15 protein-coding genes are annotated in these 16,175 nt (G+C 68.2%); 7 read left to right on the top strand and 8 right to left on the bottom strand.

The annotated features are described in order from the left end of the window. Window positions 1-6: 6 nt before the first annotated feature. The 3 genes from cydB to hisC all read right to left on the bottom strand — a co-directional run bounded on the left by cydB (window position 7) and on the right by hisC (window position 3,906). Window positions 7-1,026, bottom strand: a complete 1,020-nt coding sequence (cydB, locus tag ABT186_RS04715) for a cytochrome d ubiquinol oxidase subunit II (protein WP_351923534.1) — start codon at window positions 1,024-1,026, stop codon at window positions 7-9. A gap of 20 nt (window positions 1,027-1,046) precedes the next feature. Then, entirely contained in the window at window positions 1,047-2,555 is a 1,509-nt protein-coding gene (locus tag ABT186_RS04710) for a cytochrome ubiquinol oxidase subunit I (protein ID WP_351221232.1), read from the bottom strand. A gap of 271 nt (window positions 2,556-2,826) precedes the next feature. Further along, window positions 2,827-3,906 (bottom strand): histidinol-phosphate transaminase, encoded by a 1,080-nt coding sequence (gene hisC, locus ABT186_RS04705; protein WP_351923532.1) that lies wholly within the window; start codon window positions 3,904-3,906, stop codon window positions 2,827-2,829. A gap of 409 nt (window positions 3,907-4,315) precedes the next feature. Between hisC and ABT186_RS04700 the strand changes: the two genes are divergently transcribed. From ABT186_RS04700 to ABT186_RS04690, 3 genes are all read left to right on the top strand, one after another. After that, entirely contained in the window at window positions 4,316-5,428 is a 1,113-nt protein-coding gene (locus ABT186_RS04700; protein WP_351221234.1) for a LacI family DNA-binding transcriptional regulator, read from the top strand. A 243-nt stretch (window positions 5,429-5,671) separates the two neighbouring features. Beyond that, on the top strand, window positions 5,672-6,766 hold the full coding sequence (locus ABT186_RS04695; RefSeq protein ID WP_351923530.1) for a metallophosphoesterase: 1,095 nt from the start codon (window positions 5,672-5,674) through the stop codon (window positions 6,764-6,766). A 193-nt stretch (window positions 6,767-6,959) separates the two neighbouring features. After that, a complete protein-coding gene (locus ABT186_RS04690) occupies window positions 6,960-7,820 on the top strand; it encodes a hypothetical protein (RefSeq protein ID WP_351221236.1) in 861 nt (286 codons plus the stop codon). A gap of 174 nt (window positions 7,821-7,994) precedes the next feature. Here ABT186_RS04690 and thiC read toward each other — a convergent pair whose 3' ends face one another. Then, a complete protein-coding gene (gene thiC / locus ABT186_RS04685) occupies window positions 7,995-9,797 on the bottom strand; it encodes a phosphomethylpyrimidine synthase ThiC (RefSeq protein WP_351221237.1) in 1,803 nt (600 codons plus the stop codon). 220 nt (window positions 9,798-10,017) lie between these two features. Between thiC and ABT186_RS04680 the strand changes: the two genes are divergently transcribed. Then, complete coding sequence (locus ABT186_RS04680; protein WP_351923528.1) at window positions 10,018-11,466, top strand: YibE/F family protein; 1,449 nt, start codon at window positions 10,018-10,020, stop codon at window positions 11,464-11,466. Between the two features lie 225 nt (window positions 11,467-11,691). Here the strand turns inward: ABT186_RS04680 and ABT186_RS04675 are convergent, their stop codons facing one another. From ABT186_RS04675 to ABT186_RS04660, 4 genes are all read right to left on the bottom strand, one after another. Further along, the gene (locus ABT186_RS04675; RefSeq protein WP_351221239.1) at window positions 11,692-12,129 is read right to left on the bottom strand and encodes an SsgA family sporulation/cell division regulator; all 438 of its coding nucleotides are present in this window, start codon (window positions 12,127-12,129) and stop codon (window positions 11,692-11,694) included. 99 nt (window positions 12,130-12,228) lie between these two features. Further along, the gene (locus ABT186_RS04670; RefSeq protein ID WP_351221240.1) at window positions 12,229-13,074 is read right to left on the bottom strand and encodes an IclR family transcriptional regulator; all 846 of its coding nucleotides are present in this window, start codon (window positions 13,072-13,074) and stop codon (window positions 12,229-12,231) included. Between the two features lie 252 nt (window positions 13,075-13,326). Further along, window positions 13,327-13,539, bottom strand: a complete 213-nt coding sequence (locus tag ABT186_RS04665; RefSeq protein WP_351221241.1) for a DUF5326 family protein — start codon at window positions 13,537-13,539, stop codon at window positions 13,327-13,329. Window positions 13,540-13,708: 169 nt separating this feature from the next. Beyond that, complete coding sequence (locus ABT186_RS04660) at window positions 13,709-14,026, bottom strand: cupin domain-containing protein (protein WP_351221242.1); 318 nt, start codon at window positions 14,024-14,026, stop codon at window positions 13,709-13,711. Window positions 14,027-14,085: 59 nt separating this feature from the next. Here ABT186_RS04660 and ABT186_RS04655 point away from each other — a divergent pair, with 59 nt between their 5' ends. From ABT186_RS04655 to ABT186_RS04645, 3 genes are read left to right on the top strand one after another with little or no spacing between them, the layout of a single operon-like run. Beyond that, entirely contained in the window at window positions 14,086-14,466 is a 381-nt protein-coding gene (locus tag ABT186_RS04655) for a phage holin family protein (protein WP_351221243.1), read from the top strand. A gap of 11 nt (window positions 14,467-14,477) precedes the next feature. Then, a complete protein-coding gene (locus ABT186_RS04650) occupies window positions 14,478-14,969 on the top strand; it encodes a low molecular weight protein-tyrosine-phosphatase (RefSeq protein ID WP_351221244.1) in 492 nt (163 codons plus the stop codon). Further along, a complete protein-coding gene (locus ABT186_RS04645) occupies window positions 14,966-16,120 on the top strand; it encodes a cystathionine gamma-lyase (RefSeq protein WP_351221245.1) in 1,155 nt (384 codons plus the stop codon). The genes ABT186_RS04650 and ABT186_RS04645 overlap by 4 nt, the downstream gene beginning before the upstream one ends. The last annotated feature ends 55 nt before the right edge of the window (window positions 16,121-16,175 follow it).

The following is a 16,175-nucleotide window of genomic DNA, read 5'->3' as shown; positions in this document are numbered from 1 at the left end:
CCAGACTCAGTGCACGGCCCCGGCGGCAGCGTCGGCGGCGATGTGCTGCGTACCGATGCGCTTGCGGAACACCCAGTACGTCCAGCCCTGGTACAGCATGACGAGCGGCGCGGCGATCCCGGCACACCACGTCATGATCTTCAGGGTGTACGGGCTCGACGAGGCGTTGGTCACCGTCAGGCTCCAGTCTGCATTGAGCGTGGACGGCATGACGTTCGGGAAGAGCGTCAGGAAGAGCATCGCGACCGCCGCCACGATGGTGACGCCGGAGAACGCGAACGACCATCCCTCACGCCCGAGCTGGTTCGCCACGAGCGCCATGACGAGCGCGACAACCGCCACGACCATCGCGACCAGGCTCTTGCCGTCGCCCAGGTCGATCTGTGCCCAGGTCAGGAAGAGCAGCGCCAGCACGGCGGTCACCAGTCCGAGCCACAGGGCCAGCTTCCGCGCCCGCTCCCGGATCTCCCCGACGGTCTTGAGGGCCGTGAACACCGCTCCATGGAAGGTGAACAGGGTCAATGTCACCAGTCCGCCGAGGAGCGCGAACGGGTTGAGCAGATCCCAGACGTTGCCCACGTACTCCAGGTGCTGGTCGATCTTCACGCCCCGCACGATGTTGCCGAAGGCCACGCCCCAAAGGAACGCCGGGATCAACGAGGTCCAGAAGAGTGCGGTCTCCCAGTTGCGCTGCCAGTTCTCCTCCGGCCGCTTCGCCCGGTACTCGAAGGCGACACCGCGCACGATCAGGCAGACCAGGATGATCAGCAGCGGCAGATAGAAGCCGGAGAAGAGCGTGGCATACCACTCGGGAAACGCGGCGAAGGTAGCGCCGCCCGCGCTGAGCAGCCACACCTCGTTGCCGTCCCAGACGGGGCCGATCGTGTTGATCAGCACACGTCGTTCGGGCCGGTCACGGGCCAGCAGCTTGGTGAGGATGCCGACCCCGAAGTCGAAGCCCTCCAGGAAGAAGTAGCCGATCCAGAGGAACGCGATGATGACGAACCAGACGTCGTGAAGTTGCATGATGTGAGCGCTCCCTCGGCCTAGTACGAGAAGGCCATCGGCTTGTCGGCGTCCTGGGAGTCGCCGCCGATCTTGGTGGGCGGGTTGAGATCGGACTCCGTGAGCTCCGGCGGTCCGGCCTTCACGTACTTCGCGAGCAGCTTGACCTCGATGACCGCGAGGATCGCGTAGAGCAGTGTGAACACGGTCATCGACGTGATGACCTCGCCCTGGGAAACACCGGGGGAGACCGCGTCACGGGTGCGCAGCACGCCGTAGACGACCCACGGCTGCCGGCCCATCTCGGTGAAGATCCAGCCCCAGGAGTTGGCGATGAGCGGGAAGCCCAGGGTCCAGATCGCGATGCGCCAAGACCACTTGGTGAGCGTCGGGCCGAGAGCCTTGTTCCGGAAGAGGACCAGATGCGGTACCTCGTCCTCACCGACCCGCAGATGCTGGGGCAGCATGAACTTCTTGCGGGTCAGCCACAGGCCGGCCAGGCCGATGGCGAAGGAGGCCATGCCGAAGCCGATCATCCAGCGGAAGCCCCAGAAGGTGACCGGGATGATGGGCCGGTAGTCGCCGGGACCGTACTTCTGCTGCTCGGCCCTGTTGGTGTCGTTGATGCCGGGGACATAGGAGTGGAAGTCGTCGTTGGCGAGGAACGAGAGTATCCCGGGGATGGACAGCTCGACGGTGTTGTGGCCCTTGCTGACGTCGCCGTAGGCGAAGACCGAGAACGGCGCAGGAGCCTGACCGTCCCAGAGCGCCTCGGCGGCGGCCATCTTCATCGGCTGCTGCTTGAACATGACCTTGCCGAGGAAGTCACCACTGACCGCCGTGAGCAGGCCTGCGATGACGACGGTGACCAGGCCGAGCCGCAGCGAGGTCTTCATCACGGCGATGTGCTTCTTGCGGAACAGGTGGTAGGCGGCAATGCCGACCATGAACGCGCCACCCGTGAGGAAGGCCGCCGACAGGGTGTGGAAGACCTGCGTGAGGGCGGTGTTCTGGGTCAGGACGTGCCAGAAATCGGTGAGTTCGGCGCGCCCCTTCGCCTTGTTGATCCGGTAGCCGACGGGGTGCTGCATCCAGGAGTTGGCCGCCAGGATGAAGTACGCCGACAGGATCGTGCCGATGGAGACCATCCAGATGCAGGCGAGGTGAAGCCTCTTCGGCAGTTTGTCCCAGCCGAAGATCCACAGTCCGATGAAGGTGGACTCGAAGAAGAAGGCGATAAGGGCCTCGAACGCGAGCGGGGCGCCGAAGATGTCGCCGACGAAGCGCGAGTAGTCGGACCAGTTCATGCCGAACTGGAACTCCTGGACGATGCCGGTGACCACGCCCATCGCGATGTTGATCAGGAAGAGTTTGCCCCAGAACTTCGTCGCCCTGAGGTACTTCTCCTTTTCCGTCCGCACCCAGGCGGTCTGCAGGCCGGCCGTCAGCGCGGCCAGCGAGATCGTCAGCGGGACGAACAGAAAGTGGTAGACGGTGGTGATGCCGAACTGCCATCGCGCCAGAGTCTCCGGCGCCAAAGCCAGGTCCACGTCGTCACTTCTCCTTACGTCGCCGTGGTCACAAGCGGCAGTTTGCCCTGTTTGTCGCGCACATAACAGGAGCATCCGGACACGTTTGTGAACGCGTTCACATTCACAAGCAATTATGGCGCATGGCGGTTCGAGGCCGTAGGGGTGGGGGGTCCCTAAGTGGGGACCGTCCGGCTCCTGGCACAATTCGGCCTCCTCGCCCCAGATGGCGCGAGGAGGCCTGCATCGTCATGGGGGTCTCCACGGGGCGGCTCATGCCGCCCTCGGGGGACTACAAATCCTTGCGGAAGCCCTCCGCCACCTTCAGGAAGATGTCGTTCGCCTCGGTCTCGCCGATCGTCACGCGCACTCCTTCGCCCGGGAAGGGCCGTACGACGACGCCATGCTGATCGCAGGCAGCCGCGAAGTCGACCGTGCGCTCCCCCAGCCTCAGCCATACGAAGTTGGCCTGCGTCTCGGGCACCGTCCAGCCCTGGGCGCGCAGTGTGTCGACCACACGCGCACGCTCGCACACCAGAGAGCCGACCCGGCCGAGCAGCTCGTCCTCCGCGCGCAGGGACGCCACCGCGGCCTCCTGCGCCAGCTGGCTCACGCCGAACGGCACCGCGGTCTTGCGCAGCGCCGCCGCCACCGGCTCATGGGCGATCGCGAAGCCGACGCGTAGCCCGGCGAGGCCGTACGCCTTGGAGAAGGTGCGCAGCACGCAGACGTTCGGCCGTTCGCGGTACAGCTCGACGCCGTCCGGCACCTGTACGTCTCGGATGAACTCCCGGTACGCCTCGTCGAGCACCACCAGCACATCGCCCGGCACCCGGTCGAGGAAGCGCTCCAGCTCGGTCCGGCGCACGACAGTGCCGGTCGGGTTGTTGGGGTTGCAGACGAAGATCAGCCGGGTCCGGTCGGTGATCGCGTCCGCCATCGCATCCAGGTCGTGCACATCGCCCGGGGTCAGCGGCACCTGCACCGCCGTCGCACCACTGATCCGGGTGATGATCGGGTAGGCCTCGAAGGACCGCCAGGCATAGATCACCTCGTCGCCCGGGCCGCTCGTGGCCTGCAGCAGCTGCTGTGCGACCCCGACCGAGCCCGTGCCGGTCGCAAGATGGGACTGGGGCACACCGAAGCGGTCCGCCAACTCGGACATCAGCCCCGTGCACGCCATGTCCGGGTAGCGGTTGAAGGACGCGGCCGCCGCAGTCACGCTCTCCATCACACCCGGCAGCGGCGGGTACGGATTCTCGTTCGAGGACAGCTTGTAGGCCACCGGGCCGCCGGCCGCAGCAGGTTTGCCGGGCTTGTAGGTGGGGATACCTTCCAGCTCGGCACGCAGCCTCGGGCTCGTCTCGCTCACCGCAGTCCTCCTCGCGCACACCACCGGCTCATGACCGCCGCCGGCTTCCAATGCTTCTCACCTTATGAGGATTCGGCGTCGCTGCGAATGGGCTGTGGACAACCGCATCCGTGCCCGGTGCATCGCCGCATGAAGGCGCACGAATCGGGGGGCGCGTCGCTCCCTGGGGCACGCGCCGGTGGCTCACGCCGTGGCGCGCATCCCTCGTGAAGGTGAGTTGAGACCTCTTCGAAATATGGCCGACTTGGCAGGCTCATGCGTGCCGACAAGTCACGTATCGATGCCGATTCGCTCAACTACCTTAATTTCCAAGGCATTTGACGGATATTGACCATGCAGAAACGTGTCTGTCAACGAGTGCATATGCGTCCGCACTACCCCACCTCATGAGCCCTACTATCGGCTCGCCATGACAGCAGCAGGGAAGCACCAGGTGAGCCGGGCGGAGACCTCCCGCCGAGGCAGTCGGCCGGGCCGGGCGGGCATCAGAGACGTGGCCGCCGCCGCCGGGGTCTCCATCACGACCGTCTCCGACGCCCTCAACGGCAAGGGCAGGCTGCCGGACGCCACCCGACGCCATGTCCGCGAGGTCGCCGACCGGCTGGGCTATCGCCCGTCGGCCGCGGCCCGCACCCTCCGTACCGGCAAGTCGGGCCTGATCGGCCTGACCGTGACGACCTACGGGGATGAACCTTTCACCTTCACCGAGTTCGCGTACTTCGCGGAGATGGCCAGGGCCGCCACCTCTGCCGCGCTCGCCCGCGGCTACGCCCTGGTCATCCTGCCCGCCACCTCGCGTCACGACGTGTGGTCGAACGTCGCCCTGGACGGCACGGTCGTCATCGACCCGTCGGACCAGGACCCGGTGGTCAGCGAGCTGGTCCGGCAGGGCTTACCGGTCGTCTCCGACGGCCGCCCGGCCGGCTCGCTCCCGGTCACCGCCTGGGTCGACAACGACCACGAGGCCGCGGTCCTGGGCATCCTCGACCACCTGGCGGAGGCGGGCGCCCGCCGGATCGGACTCCTGACCGGCACCACAACCGACACGTACACACACCTGTCCACGACCGCGTACCTGAACTGGTGCGAGCGCGTCGGACAGGACCCGGTCTACGAGGCCTACCCGGCCCACGACCCATGTGCGGGCGCCGTGGCCGCCGACCGGCTGCTGGCCCGGCCCGACCGCCCGGACGCGGTCTACGGGCTCTTCGACCCGAACGGCACCGACCTGCTGGCCGCCGCCCGTCGCTACGGACTGCGCGTCCCCGACGACCTGCTGCTCGTCTGCTGCAGCGAGTCCACCGTGTACGCCAACACGGAACCGCCCGTCACGACGCTCTCCCTGAAGCCGCGCCGGATCGGCACCGCGGTCGTCCAGCTCCTCATCGACGCCATCGAAGGGGTCCAGTCGGAGCAGCCGGTCGAGCAGGTGATACCGACGGAGCTGATCGTGCGTACCTCGTCCGAGCGGCGTCCGCCCCGGACCACGGTCAGCCCGCCCCGGTCCCCCGAAGAGGGGTAACTCGTCGGTGGCCCGCGGGTGACGCCCAGGTGGCCCGCGGACCGCCCAATGCCGGGATCCCCGCGGGGAAAGCCCGGCCCAATCCGGGCGAAAGCCGCGGTGAACTGGGGTCTTCTCCGATTCACCACCCCTGGGTCATCACATGGCGCGATCCGCATTCCTATGATGGGCCCACGACACCGCGGGCCGCTGCGACCAGGCAGTCCGATGCGGTGCAGATGCGGCGCGATGGTGGAGGGGTCGATGACTCAGGGGGCCGGTCAAGGACCCGCGGCGGAGCGGACGGCGACGTTGCGCGACTTCCGGGTGCCCGCATACGTCCATGAGACCGGTCCGTACGCGCAGAGCACGCCCCCCGGCGAGGTCACCGGCCCCGTCGCGGCACCGGAGGCATATCCCCACGGGTACTCCGACGGGTACACGCCCACCGAGCGGGACCTTCCGGTCATCAACCGCGGCGACACTCTTCAGGTGACCATCGACACCGCGTCCGTTCCCGCACCGCAGCCCTCCGACGGGCCCGGTCCTCTGTTCGTCGTCGGAGACGTCCACGGCTATCTCGACCAGCTCGTCGCGGCACTCCAGGAGAAGGGCCTCATCGACGCCGCGGGCCTCTGGTCGGGCGGCACGGCACGGCTGTGGTTCCTGGGCGACTTCACCGACCGCGGGCCCGACGGCATCGGCGTCATCGATCTGGTGATGCGGTTGTCCGCGGAGGCGGCCGCGGCCGGCGGCTACTGCAAGGCACTCATGGGCAACCACGAGCTGCTGCTGCTCGGCGCCAAGCGGTTCGGTGACACCCCGGTCCACTCCGGCGCGGGCACCGCCACCTTCCAGGCGGCCTGGCTGCTCAACGGCGGCCAGAAGACCGACATGGACCGCCTCCAGGACCACCACCTCCAGTGGATGGCCCGCCTCGACGCGATCGAGGAGGTCGACGGGCATCTGCTGGTCCACTCGGACACGACCGCCTACCTCGACTACGGCGACTCCATCGAAGCGGTCAACGACACGATCCGCGAGACGCTCACCCGCAACGACGCGGACGAGGTGTGGGACCTCTTCCGGAAGTTCACCAAGCGCTTCTCCTTCCGCGACGAGGGCGGCGCCGACGCGGTGCGCTCCCTTCTGGACACCTACGGCGGCACGCGCATCGTCCATGGCCACAGTCCCATTCCGTACCTCCTGGGTGAGGTCGGCTCGGAGGAGGGTGAGAACAGCACGGGTCCGGTGGTCGAGGGTCCGCACCTGTACGCGGACGGGCTGGCGATCGCGATGGACGGCGGAGTGACCATGGCCGGAAAGCTGCTGGTCCAGCAACTTCCCCTGGATGGCTGAGCGTTCAACGGGCAGGCGTTTCCCCGACGAGGGACCTCGACGACCGCGTCGGCCAGGGGGCAATTTCCGGAAACCCCCTGTCACCGTGTGCCGTCACCGCTCTACCATCGGCTTATCCGTAGCAGGCTCCCCTCCGTTTCTGCCCGACGGCTCGTCAGCATGCCGAGCCCCAAGCCCTACGGAGCATCGGGGGATGCACATGAACAGCGTTCCGCAGCACCTGCTGAGCGAGGACCGCCAGGACTACGAGCGGATCCTCGATGAGGCGCTGCGCTCCGCACCACACCGCCCGGATCTGGCCGCTGTGGGACAGCGGCTCAACCCCGAACAGCTACGCACCATGGCGCTGAACGCCACCGCCCTCATCACCGCAGCGGCAGCCACCGAGTATCAGCACTATGTGAAGGCCCGCGAGGAACTGCGCCGGCCGGCGCCGTCCACCCCGACCGTCCAGGAGAGCGACGCCGACTTCTCGGAGCCGGACATGGACATGGGGCTCGCCGCCACCGTGGGAGAGGCCGCCGCCGGCGCCGGAGCCGGTGCCGTCGTCGCGGTACTCGCCCCCTTCCTCGCCGGTGCCGCCGCGGCGATCTTCCTGCTCGTGGGCTACATCCTCAAGATGGTCAACCCCGACCAGGCCTTCGCCCGGACCCTCCTGACCACCGGGTGGGTCTTCGGCGCGGTGACCGCGGCGGCGATCCTGGTCGCCGCGATCGGCCTCCTGCTCACCGCCCTGCGCAACGGATCCTCCACCCAGGAGGAAAGCGAGCGGGGGGAGTTGACGGCGGAGGTGGCCCGGGCCAGGGAAGCCTGGCACGACGCGCTGCTGGAGCGCGGCATCCTGCCGTTCCTCCGTGAGGCGCTCGCCGACCCGGGCACCGCAATGAGCCGGAAGGCACCGGAACCGACCCCGAGCCGCATACCGCACCTCGGCTACGACCGCCCGGGGTTCAGCAGCCCCGAAAGCGGCCCGGCCGCGGGCCCCCGGCCCAGCTTCACCAGCCCGGACTTCACCAGCCCCGACTTCGGGGGACCGGAGCACCAGCCGGAGTGAGGGCCACCGTCCTCCGCCGGCCACCGGCCGCCCCAACCGACGTCCGGCCCGCGCTCCCAAGAGCCGCGGGCCGGGATCACGGCACAACCGATTCGACGCTTCGGCACTACGGCAAGGCACTGCCCCGGGTCAGCCACTCGGGCTTGCCGGGACAGCATCCGACCGGGTAGGGCGTCAGTCGGCGAGCGGGAGGTACACCCGGTTGCCGTGAGCCGCGAACTCCTCGGACTTGGCCTTCATGCCTTCCAGGGCAGCCTCGTCGTACTCGGGTTCGACCGCACCGTTGCCGTACTTCTCCGTGATGCTCCGGCTGATCTTCATGGAGCAGAACTTCGGCCCGCACATCGAGCAGAAGTGCGCGGTCTTGGCCGGCTCCGCCGGCAGCGTCTCGTCGTGGAAGGCGCGGGCCGTGTCCGGGTCGAGGGCCAGGTTGAACTGGTCCTCCCAGCGGAACTCGAAGCGCGCGTCGGACAGCGCGTCGTCCCACTCCTGCGCACCCGGGTGCCCCTTGGCGAGGTCGGCCGCGTGGGCGGCGATCTTGTAGGTGATGACGCCGGTCTTGACGTCGTCACGGTTGGGCAGACCCAGGTGCTCCTTGGGCGTGACATAGCAGAGCATGGCCGTGCCCCACCAGGCGATCATCGCGGCACCGATGCCGGAGGTGATGTGGTCGTACGCCGGCGCGACGTCCGTGGTCAGCGGGCCGAGCGTATAGAACGGAGCCTCATCGCAGATCTCCTGCTGAAGGTCGATGTTCTCCTTGATCTTGTGCATCGGGACGTGTCCCGGGCCCTCGATCATGGTCTGTACGTGGAAACGCCTGGCGATGCGGTTGAGTTCCCCGAGAGTTCGCAGCTCCGCGAACTGCGCCTCGTCGTTGGCGTCCGCGATCGAGCCCGGCCGCAGGCCGTCGCCCAGCGAGTATGTGACGTCGTACGCGGCGAGGATCTCGCACAGTTCCTCGAAGTTCTCGTACAGGAACGACTCCTTGTGGTGCGCGAGGCACCACGCCGCCATGATCGAGCCGCCCCGGGACACGATGCCGGTCTTGCGGTTCGCGGTCAGCGGCACGAACGGCAGGCGCACGCCCGCGTGCACCGTCATGTAGTCCACGCCCTGCTCGGCCTGTTCGATGACCGTGTCCTTGTAGATCTCCCAGGTCAGCTCCTCGGCCTTCCCGTCGACCTTCTCGAGGGCCTGGTAGAGCGGCACCGTGCCGATGGGCACGGGGGAGTTGCGCAGCACCCACTCGCGCGTGGTGTGGATGTTGCGGCCGGTGGACAGGTCCATGACCGTGTCGGCGCCCCAGCGGGTCGCCCAGGTCATCTTCTCGACCTCCTCCTCGATGGAGGACGTCACCGCGGAGTTGCCGATGTTGGCGTTGACCTTCACCAGGAACCGCTTGCCGATGATCATCGGCTCGATCTCCGGGTGATTGACGTTGGCCGGGAGGACCGCGCGGCCCGCCGCGATCTCCTCGCACACGATCTCAGGGGAAACGTTCTCCCGGATCGCGACGAACTCCATCTCGGGCGTGATCTCCCCGCGGCGGGCGTACGCGAGCTGCGTCACCGCCTTCCCGTCACGGCCCCTGCGGGGCTGGCGGGGCCGCCCCGGAAACACCGCGTCGAGGTTGCGCAGTCCCCCGCGCGGTGAGGTGTGCTTGATTCCGTCGTCCTCGGGCCGAACGGGACGGCCCGCGTACTCCTCGGTGTCACCGCGGGCGATGATCCAGTTCTCCCGCAGCGGCGCCAGGCCCCTGCGGACATCTGTCTCGACGAGTGGATCGGTGTACGGGCCGGAGGTGTCGTACAGAGTGACGGACTGCCCGTTGGTGAGGTGCACTTGACGGACCGGCACCCGAAGGCCGGGGCGCGAACCCTCGGCATACGCCTTGTGCCAGCCGATGGGCTTACCGGCCTCCTGGGACTGTTCGCCCTGAGTGGAGGCAGGCGTGTGTGCATCCTTGATGGTCATGAGACCTACTCCCTACGCCGGCATTACCCGGTAACAGGTTCAGCGGTCGACGCAGCGGTGTCCGCATGTCGATGTTTCACGTGAAACATCGCGTTTGCGGAGGTCAGCGCCCTCTCAGCCCGGTGCTCCGAGCTCCCGCGTGTGCAAAGGTCCTCCCACGCTAGCGTCTGATGTGGCGCACTGAACAGTGGGCTCCGCCCGTTCTTGCAATGATGCGGCGGTGACGACGACGCGGTACCCCTCCCCACCCCCGCCCTCAGAGCCGCCCTACGGGCATGGCCCGGGCGACAGGTACAGCCATGGACCTAGAAACGGCCACGACCCCGGAGAGGGGCCTGAGGGCGGTCACGGAGGTGGCCACGGCCATGGGTCCGGCGGCGGCCACGGTCACTCCCACAGCCACGGCCCCGCGGCCCCCGTGTCGCGACACCTGCGCAGAGTCATTGCCGCCATCCTCATCCCGTTCACCGTGGCTGTCGTGGTCGGTCTCGCGGTGTTGTGGCCCGGTGGCGTGCCGTCGCACAAACGCACCGGGGTCGGCTTCGACCGGCAGACCCAGCAGGCCACGGTCACCCAGGTCGTGGAGGTGGACTGCAAGTCCGTGAACGCCTCGGGTGAGACCCCGACGGGCGACACCTCCACTGCCGAGGGCTCCTCGGCTCAGCAGCAGTCGACCGGCAGCTGCAAGAAGGCAACGATTCGCGTCGACACGGGCAAGGACAAGGGGCGAACGTTCACCGAGATCGTCCAGCCGGACCAGTCGCGGCAGTTGCATCAGGGCGAGAAGGTTGTGGCCGCATACGAACCCTCCGCGCCCAAGGACCTGCAGTACTCGGTGACCGATGTGAACCGCAAGTTCCCCATGGCACTGCTCGCGGGCATCTTCGCCGTCGCCGTGGTGATCGTGGGCCGGATGCGCGGGGTCATGGCGCTCATCGCACTGGCCGTCAGCTTCCTGGTGCTGAGCCTCTTCATCCTGCCCGCGATCCTGCAGGGCTCGAATCCGCTGCTCGTGGCCGTGGTCGGGGCCAGCGCCATCATGCTGATCGCCCTCTACATGTGCCATGGCCTCTCGGCCCGCACCTCCGTGGCGGTGCTCGGCACACTTATTTCGCTGTCGCTGATCGGTGTACTGGGCTCGCTGTTCATCGGCTGGGCCGCGCTGACCGGCAATACGGACGACAACACCGGTCTGATCCATGGCCTGTATCCGTCCATCGACATGAGCGGTCTGCTGCTCGCCGGCGTCATCATCGGTTCGCTGGGTGTCCTCGACGATGTGACGGTGACGCAGACGTCGGCGGTCTGGGAACTCCACGAGGCCAATCCGTCGACGGGCTGGCGCGGCCTGTATCGCGCGGGCATCCGCATCGGCCGCGACCACATCGCCTCGGTCGTCAACACGCTCGTTCTCGCGTACGCGGGCGCCGCCCTGCCCCTGTTGCTGCTTTTCTCCATCGCGCAGAGCAGCGTCGTCACGGTCGCCGACAGCGAGCTGGTCGCCGAGGAGATCGTGCGCACCCTCGTCGGTTCGATCGGCCTGGTCGCCTCGGTGCCGGTGACCACGCTCCTGGCCGCCGTCGTGGTCTCGGCCGACCGCCCGGCCACACCGGCCGTCCCGGCCGCTGCACCCGCCCGCAGTGGCAGGGGCCGCCGCCGCAAGCACTGAGGCAAGCCGCGGGCGCTGAGACGCCACAAGCCGCCGAGACGCCCACGCAGAAGCGTTACGGCACCCATTGCGCCGTAGGAGCGTAAGGACCCGCTGCGACGCCCACCGCGGCACAGGCGCGCAAGGAACCGTTACGGCACCCACTGCGGCACAGGCAGCGAGGAACCGTTACGGCACCCACTCCTCGTACATCCGCGAGGAACCGTTACGGCGCCACGGGCAGCCTCAGCCCGCGCTCTGCTCCTCCGCCAGGATCCGGTCCAGCGCCTCGTCCAGATGCGCGTCGAAGTCGGCGAGGGAGCCTTCCTGCCCGAGCGGCACCAGCTTGTCCGTGCGGTCGAGGAACGCCACGAGCGGCACCGCCCCCGACCGGAACAACGCCTGGTCGCTGCCCACCTGGAGCCGGATCAGCACATCGCCGAAGGTGTCCGTTTCAGCGGGCGCAATGCGGACGTCTCCCTCCCCACAGGGCCGACCCACTCCGTCGACCAGCAGCTCACGCCCGAACGCCCAGGTCACCGGCGCATCACCGGGCAGGTGGAATGTCAGCCGTACGGCATAGGGATCACAGGTCTCGTAGCGCAGTTCCACCGGAATGCGGAACGAGAGCTCCTCCGACACGAGAAAGCTCATCATGACCTCTGCCTGCACCGACTCGCGCATCGCCTACCCCGTCAGTAGCCGTCGACTGGCCAGGAATGACCCCCTGACACCTGCTGGAAGTTTGCTGAAAGTACACGGCAGATCACAAGGAGTGAGTTTTCAGATGCTGATAGAGAGGGCGAGTGTCCCTAGTCGCCTGTCGATCTCCGTCTGCAACCGACGTGCCGCCGGCAGCAACCGGTCGGCCTGGTGAGAGGGCAGAGAAATGGCCATGGCCCCGGCCGTCGTCCCTGCGGTGAGGGGAACCGCGGCGCAGACTGTGCCGAGCGCGTACTCCTGGCGCTCGATGACGGGCTCCATCCGCCCCAGACTTTCCAGTCGGCGAAGAAATGTGCGGTCGTCGCGCACCGTGTACGGGGTGATCGACTGCACGGGGTAGCGGTCGAGATGGTCCCGGCGAGCCTTCTCGTCCAGCTGGGACAGCAGGCACTGGCCGATCGCATGGGCGTGCCCGGTCTCGCGGAAGTCCGCCCACTCCTCGACCGCCGGGTTGCCCGGGGTGTCGGCGACGCCGAGGACGTCGATCTCCCCCTCGCGGTAAACCGCGAAGTACACGGGGGCACCGATCGAATCACGCCATTGTGCGAGCGCGTCGTGCACCATGCTGCGACGTTTCTGCTGGGCTGCGCAGCCACCCAGCCGCTCGGCCGCCTCGCCCAGGAAGAACAGGCCCTTCTCCCGGCGGAGATAGCCTTCGTGGGTCAGGGTGCGCAGCAGGTGGTACGCCGTGGGCAGCGCCAGACCGACCTCGCGGGCCAGCTGCTTGGCGGGCGCCCCGTGCTCGCGGCCGGCGACGGCCTCCAGGAGCCGCATCGCCCGCTGCACGGATCCGATGAGAGTGATGGAGTGCGGCTGCACGGGCGGGAGGTGCCCCTCCGCCGGTGATGTACGCCGCTGTGCGGGCGGGGCGGGTGAGTTGGCGGGTGCGGTGTCAGCCGTGGCCAATGGTCACTCCCGGAGCGCGAGGAGGGCCTCCCGTGCGAGGACACGGAGGTGGATGCGCCACGCGCGGGGCCTGCCGCGCGTCGAGCTCCGGACTCTAACGGCCCGCCGACACCCGACGACGGCCCCACCGGGAAAACTTCCCCCGCCCGAGGGAACCTCAGATCCCTGTTCCCCCTTGACCGTTACCGCTCACCCGCCGGCCCGCGCCGACCCGCGGCATATCCCGGTGGCCCGGCCGCCTCGGGTCACGGATCACCAGTCGCCGCGTGACGTCGAGCTCGACATGAACTTCCGTACGACGTAGATCAGTCCGCCGACCAGCGCGACGAAGAGCAGCACCTTGAAGAGCAGCCCGATGACGAAGCCGATGACGGTCGCGATCACGCTGCCGAAGACGACCAGAGCGATGACCGGCACCGCGATCCACTTCACCCACCACGGCAAACCCGCGAAGATCTCACGCATCGCCCTTGTCCTTGTCTCTCCACCCGTTGCCCCGCGTCCAGTTCGGGGGCTCTGCTTCCGGGTATTTCGATGTCCTGCCTTCGATGCTAGGGCCGCCAGGGGGCGGAACGGACGCCTCGGATCCCTTGTCCGCCCCTGAAAGTCCCCCTAGGGAACCCCGAGACGGTCCTCAGCTCTCGGGCGGAGAGAACACCACCAGAACCCTCAGGTCCTCGGTGATGTGGTGGAACTTGTGAGCGACCCCGGCGGGGACGTAGATCACGCTTCCCCGCGCGACCTGGGTGGTCTCCATACCCACGGTGATCGAGGCGCGACCGCTGGCGACGAAGTACACCTCGTCCTGCTGGTGCGGCTTCTGCGGGTCCAGGTCGCCCGCGTCGAGCGCGTACAGGCCGACCGACATGTTCCGCTCCCGCAGGAACTGCAGATAGGCGCCTTCGTTGGCGGCCCGCTCCGCCTCCAGTTCGTCCAGCCGGAATGCCTTCATCGCACTTGCCCGCCCTTGCTCGCTACTCGCCGGTGATCCCGTCTGCCACGATCAGACACATGAAGAATTTCGTAGTCAAGACGATCGCCAACGCGGGGGCTCTGGCCGTCGCCGTCTGGCTGCTCGACAAGATCACTCTGACGGGTTCCAGCACCGGCAAGAAGATCGGCACGCTGATCGTCGTCGCGCTGCTCTTCGGCCTGGTGAACTTCCTGGTCAAGCCGATCGTGAAGGTGCTCACCTTCCCGCTGTTCATCCTGACGCTCGGCCTGATAACCCTGGTCGTCAACGCCCTGATGCTGCTGCTCACCTCATGGCTGGCGGGCAAGCTGGACCTGAGCTTCCATGTAGACGGCTTCTGGACAGCCGTCGTCGGCGGCCTGATCATCTCGATCGTGTCGTGGGCACTGCACATCGTCCTGCCCGACGACAAGGACTGAGGGAAAACCGCATGTCCTATCGCGTCTGCTTCGTCTGCACCGGCAACATCTGCCGCTCGCCGATGGCCGAGGCCGTGTTCCGGGCGCGCGTGGAGGAGGCCGGTCTCGACGATCTGGTCGAGGTCGACAGCGCGGGCACGGGCGGCTGGCACGAGGGCGACGGCGCCGATCCGCGCACCGTCGCCGTCCTGGAGGAGAACGGCTACGACGGCGATCACACCGCGCGCCAGTTCCAGCCCTCCTGGTTCTCCCGCCTCGACCTCGTGATCGCCCTCGACGCCGGCCACCTCAAGGCCCTGCGCCGTCTCGCCCCCACCCCGGAGGACGCGGCGAAGGTCCGGCTCCTGCGCTCGTACGACCCGGCCGCCGGCGACGACCTCGACGTGCCCGACCCGTACTACGGGGGGATGGACGGTTTCGAGGAGTGTCTTGAGATGGTGGAGGCGGCGAGCCCCGGCCTGCTCGCCGCGGTACGAGAACACGTGGAGGCACGGGCAGCATGACGTCAGGGGATTTCGGCACGTCCGGCGCGGGGACCGGTGACGGCACACGCGCGGTGCGGGCGGGGCTGCCCGAGCCGGTCAAGTACGAGCCGACCCTGCCCGGTCCCGTCTTCGCCGCGCACTACCACCTGCCCGGCGAGCCGACCGGCCCGTACACCTACGGGCGTGACGAGAACCCCACCTGGACCCATCTGGAGCGGGCGATCGGCGAGCTGGAGGCGCCCGGCGAGGACGGCGTCGAAACGCTCGCCTTCGCCTCCGGCATGGCCGCGATCTCGGCGGTCCTCTTCTCCCAGCTGCGCGCCGGCGACACCGTGGTGATGCCCGACGACGGCTACCAGGCGCTGCCGCTGGCGCGGGAGCAGCTGACCGCCTACGGCATCGAGGTGCGCACGGCGCCGACCGGCGGCGACGCCCAGCTCGAAGTCCTGGAGGGCGCGAAGCTCCTGTGGGTCGAAACCCCCTCGAACCCCGGTCTCGACGTCTGCGATCTGCGCAGGCTCGTCGCGGCGGCCCACGAGCAGGGCACCCTCGTCGCCGTCGACAACACCCTCGCGACCCCGCTCGGCCAGCGGCCCCTGGAGCTGGGTGCCGACTTCTCCGTGGCCAGTGGCACCAAGATGCTCACCGGGCACGGAGACCTGCTGCTCGGGTACGTGGTGTCCCGCAACGCCGGTCTGATGGCCTCCGTGCGGCGCTGGCGCAAGATCGTCGGGGCGATCCCGGGCCCCATGGAGGCCTGGCTCGCGCACCGTTCGCTGGCCACGCTCCAACTGCGCGCCGACCGGCAGACCGCCAACGCCCGCGCGGTCGCCGAGGCGCTGCGCGGGCGGACCGAGGTGACCGGACTGCGTTATCCGGGCCTGCCCGGCGATCCCTCACACAAGATCGCCGCGCAGCAGATGCGCCGTTTCGGGTGCGTGGTGTCGTTCTCGCTGCCCACGCGTGCGCGTGCCGATCGTTTCCTGGACGCACTGCGCATCGTCGACAGTGCGACGAGTTTCGGAGGAGTACGCTCCACGGCCGAGCGGCGTGGACGCTGGGGTGGAGACGCGGTGCCGGAGGGCTTCATCCGCTTCTCTGCCGGCGCCGAGGATCCCGAGGACCTGGTGGCGGATGTGCTGCGTGCGCTCGACGAGTCGGCGGAATGACCACCTCCTGAGGGCAGGCCATTGCTTCGCCTACGCACTTCCGGGGAGGCGAGGC

Source organism: Streptomyces sp. NPDC001634 (assembly GCF_040298185.1).
In the GTDB taxonomy this organism is placed as follows: domain Bacteria; phylum Actinomycetota; class Actinomycetes; order Streptomycetales; family Streptomycetaceae; genus Streptomyces.
This window is presented reverse-complemented; position numbering and strand designations above follow the sequence as displayed.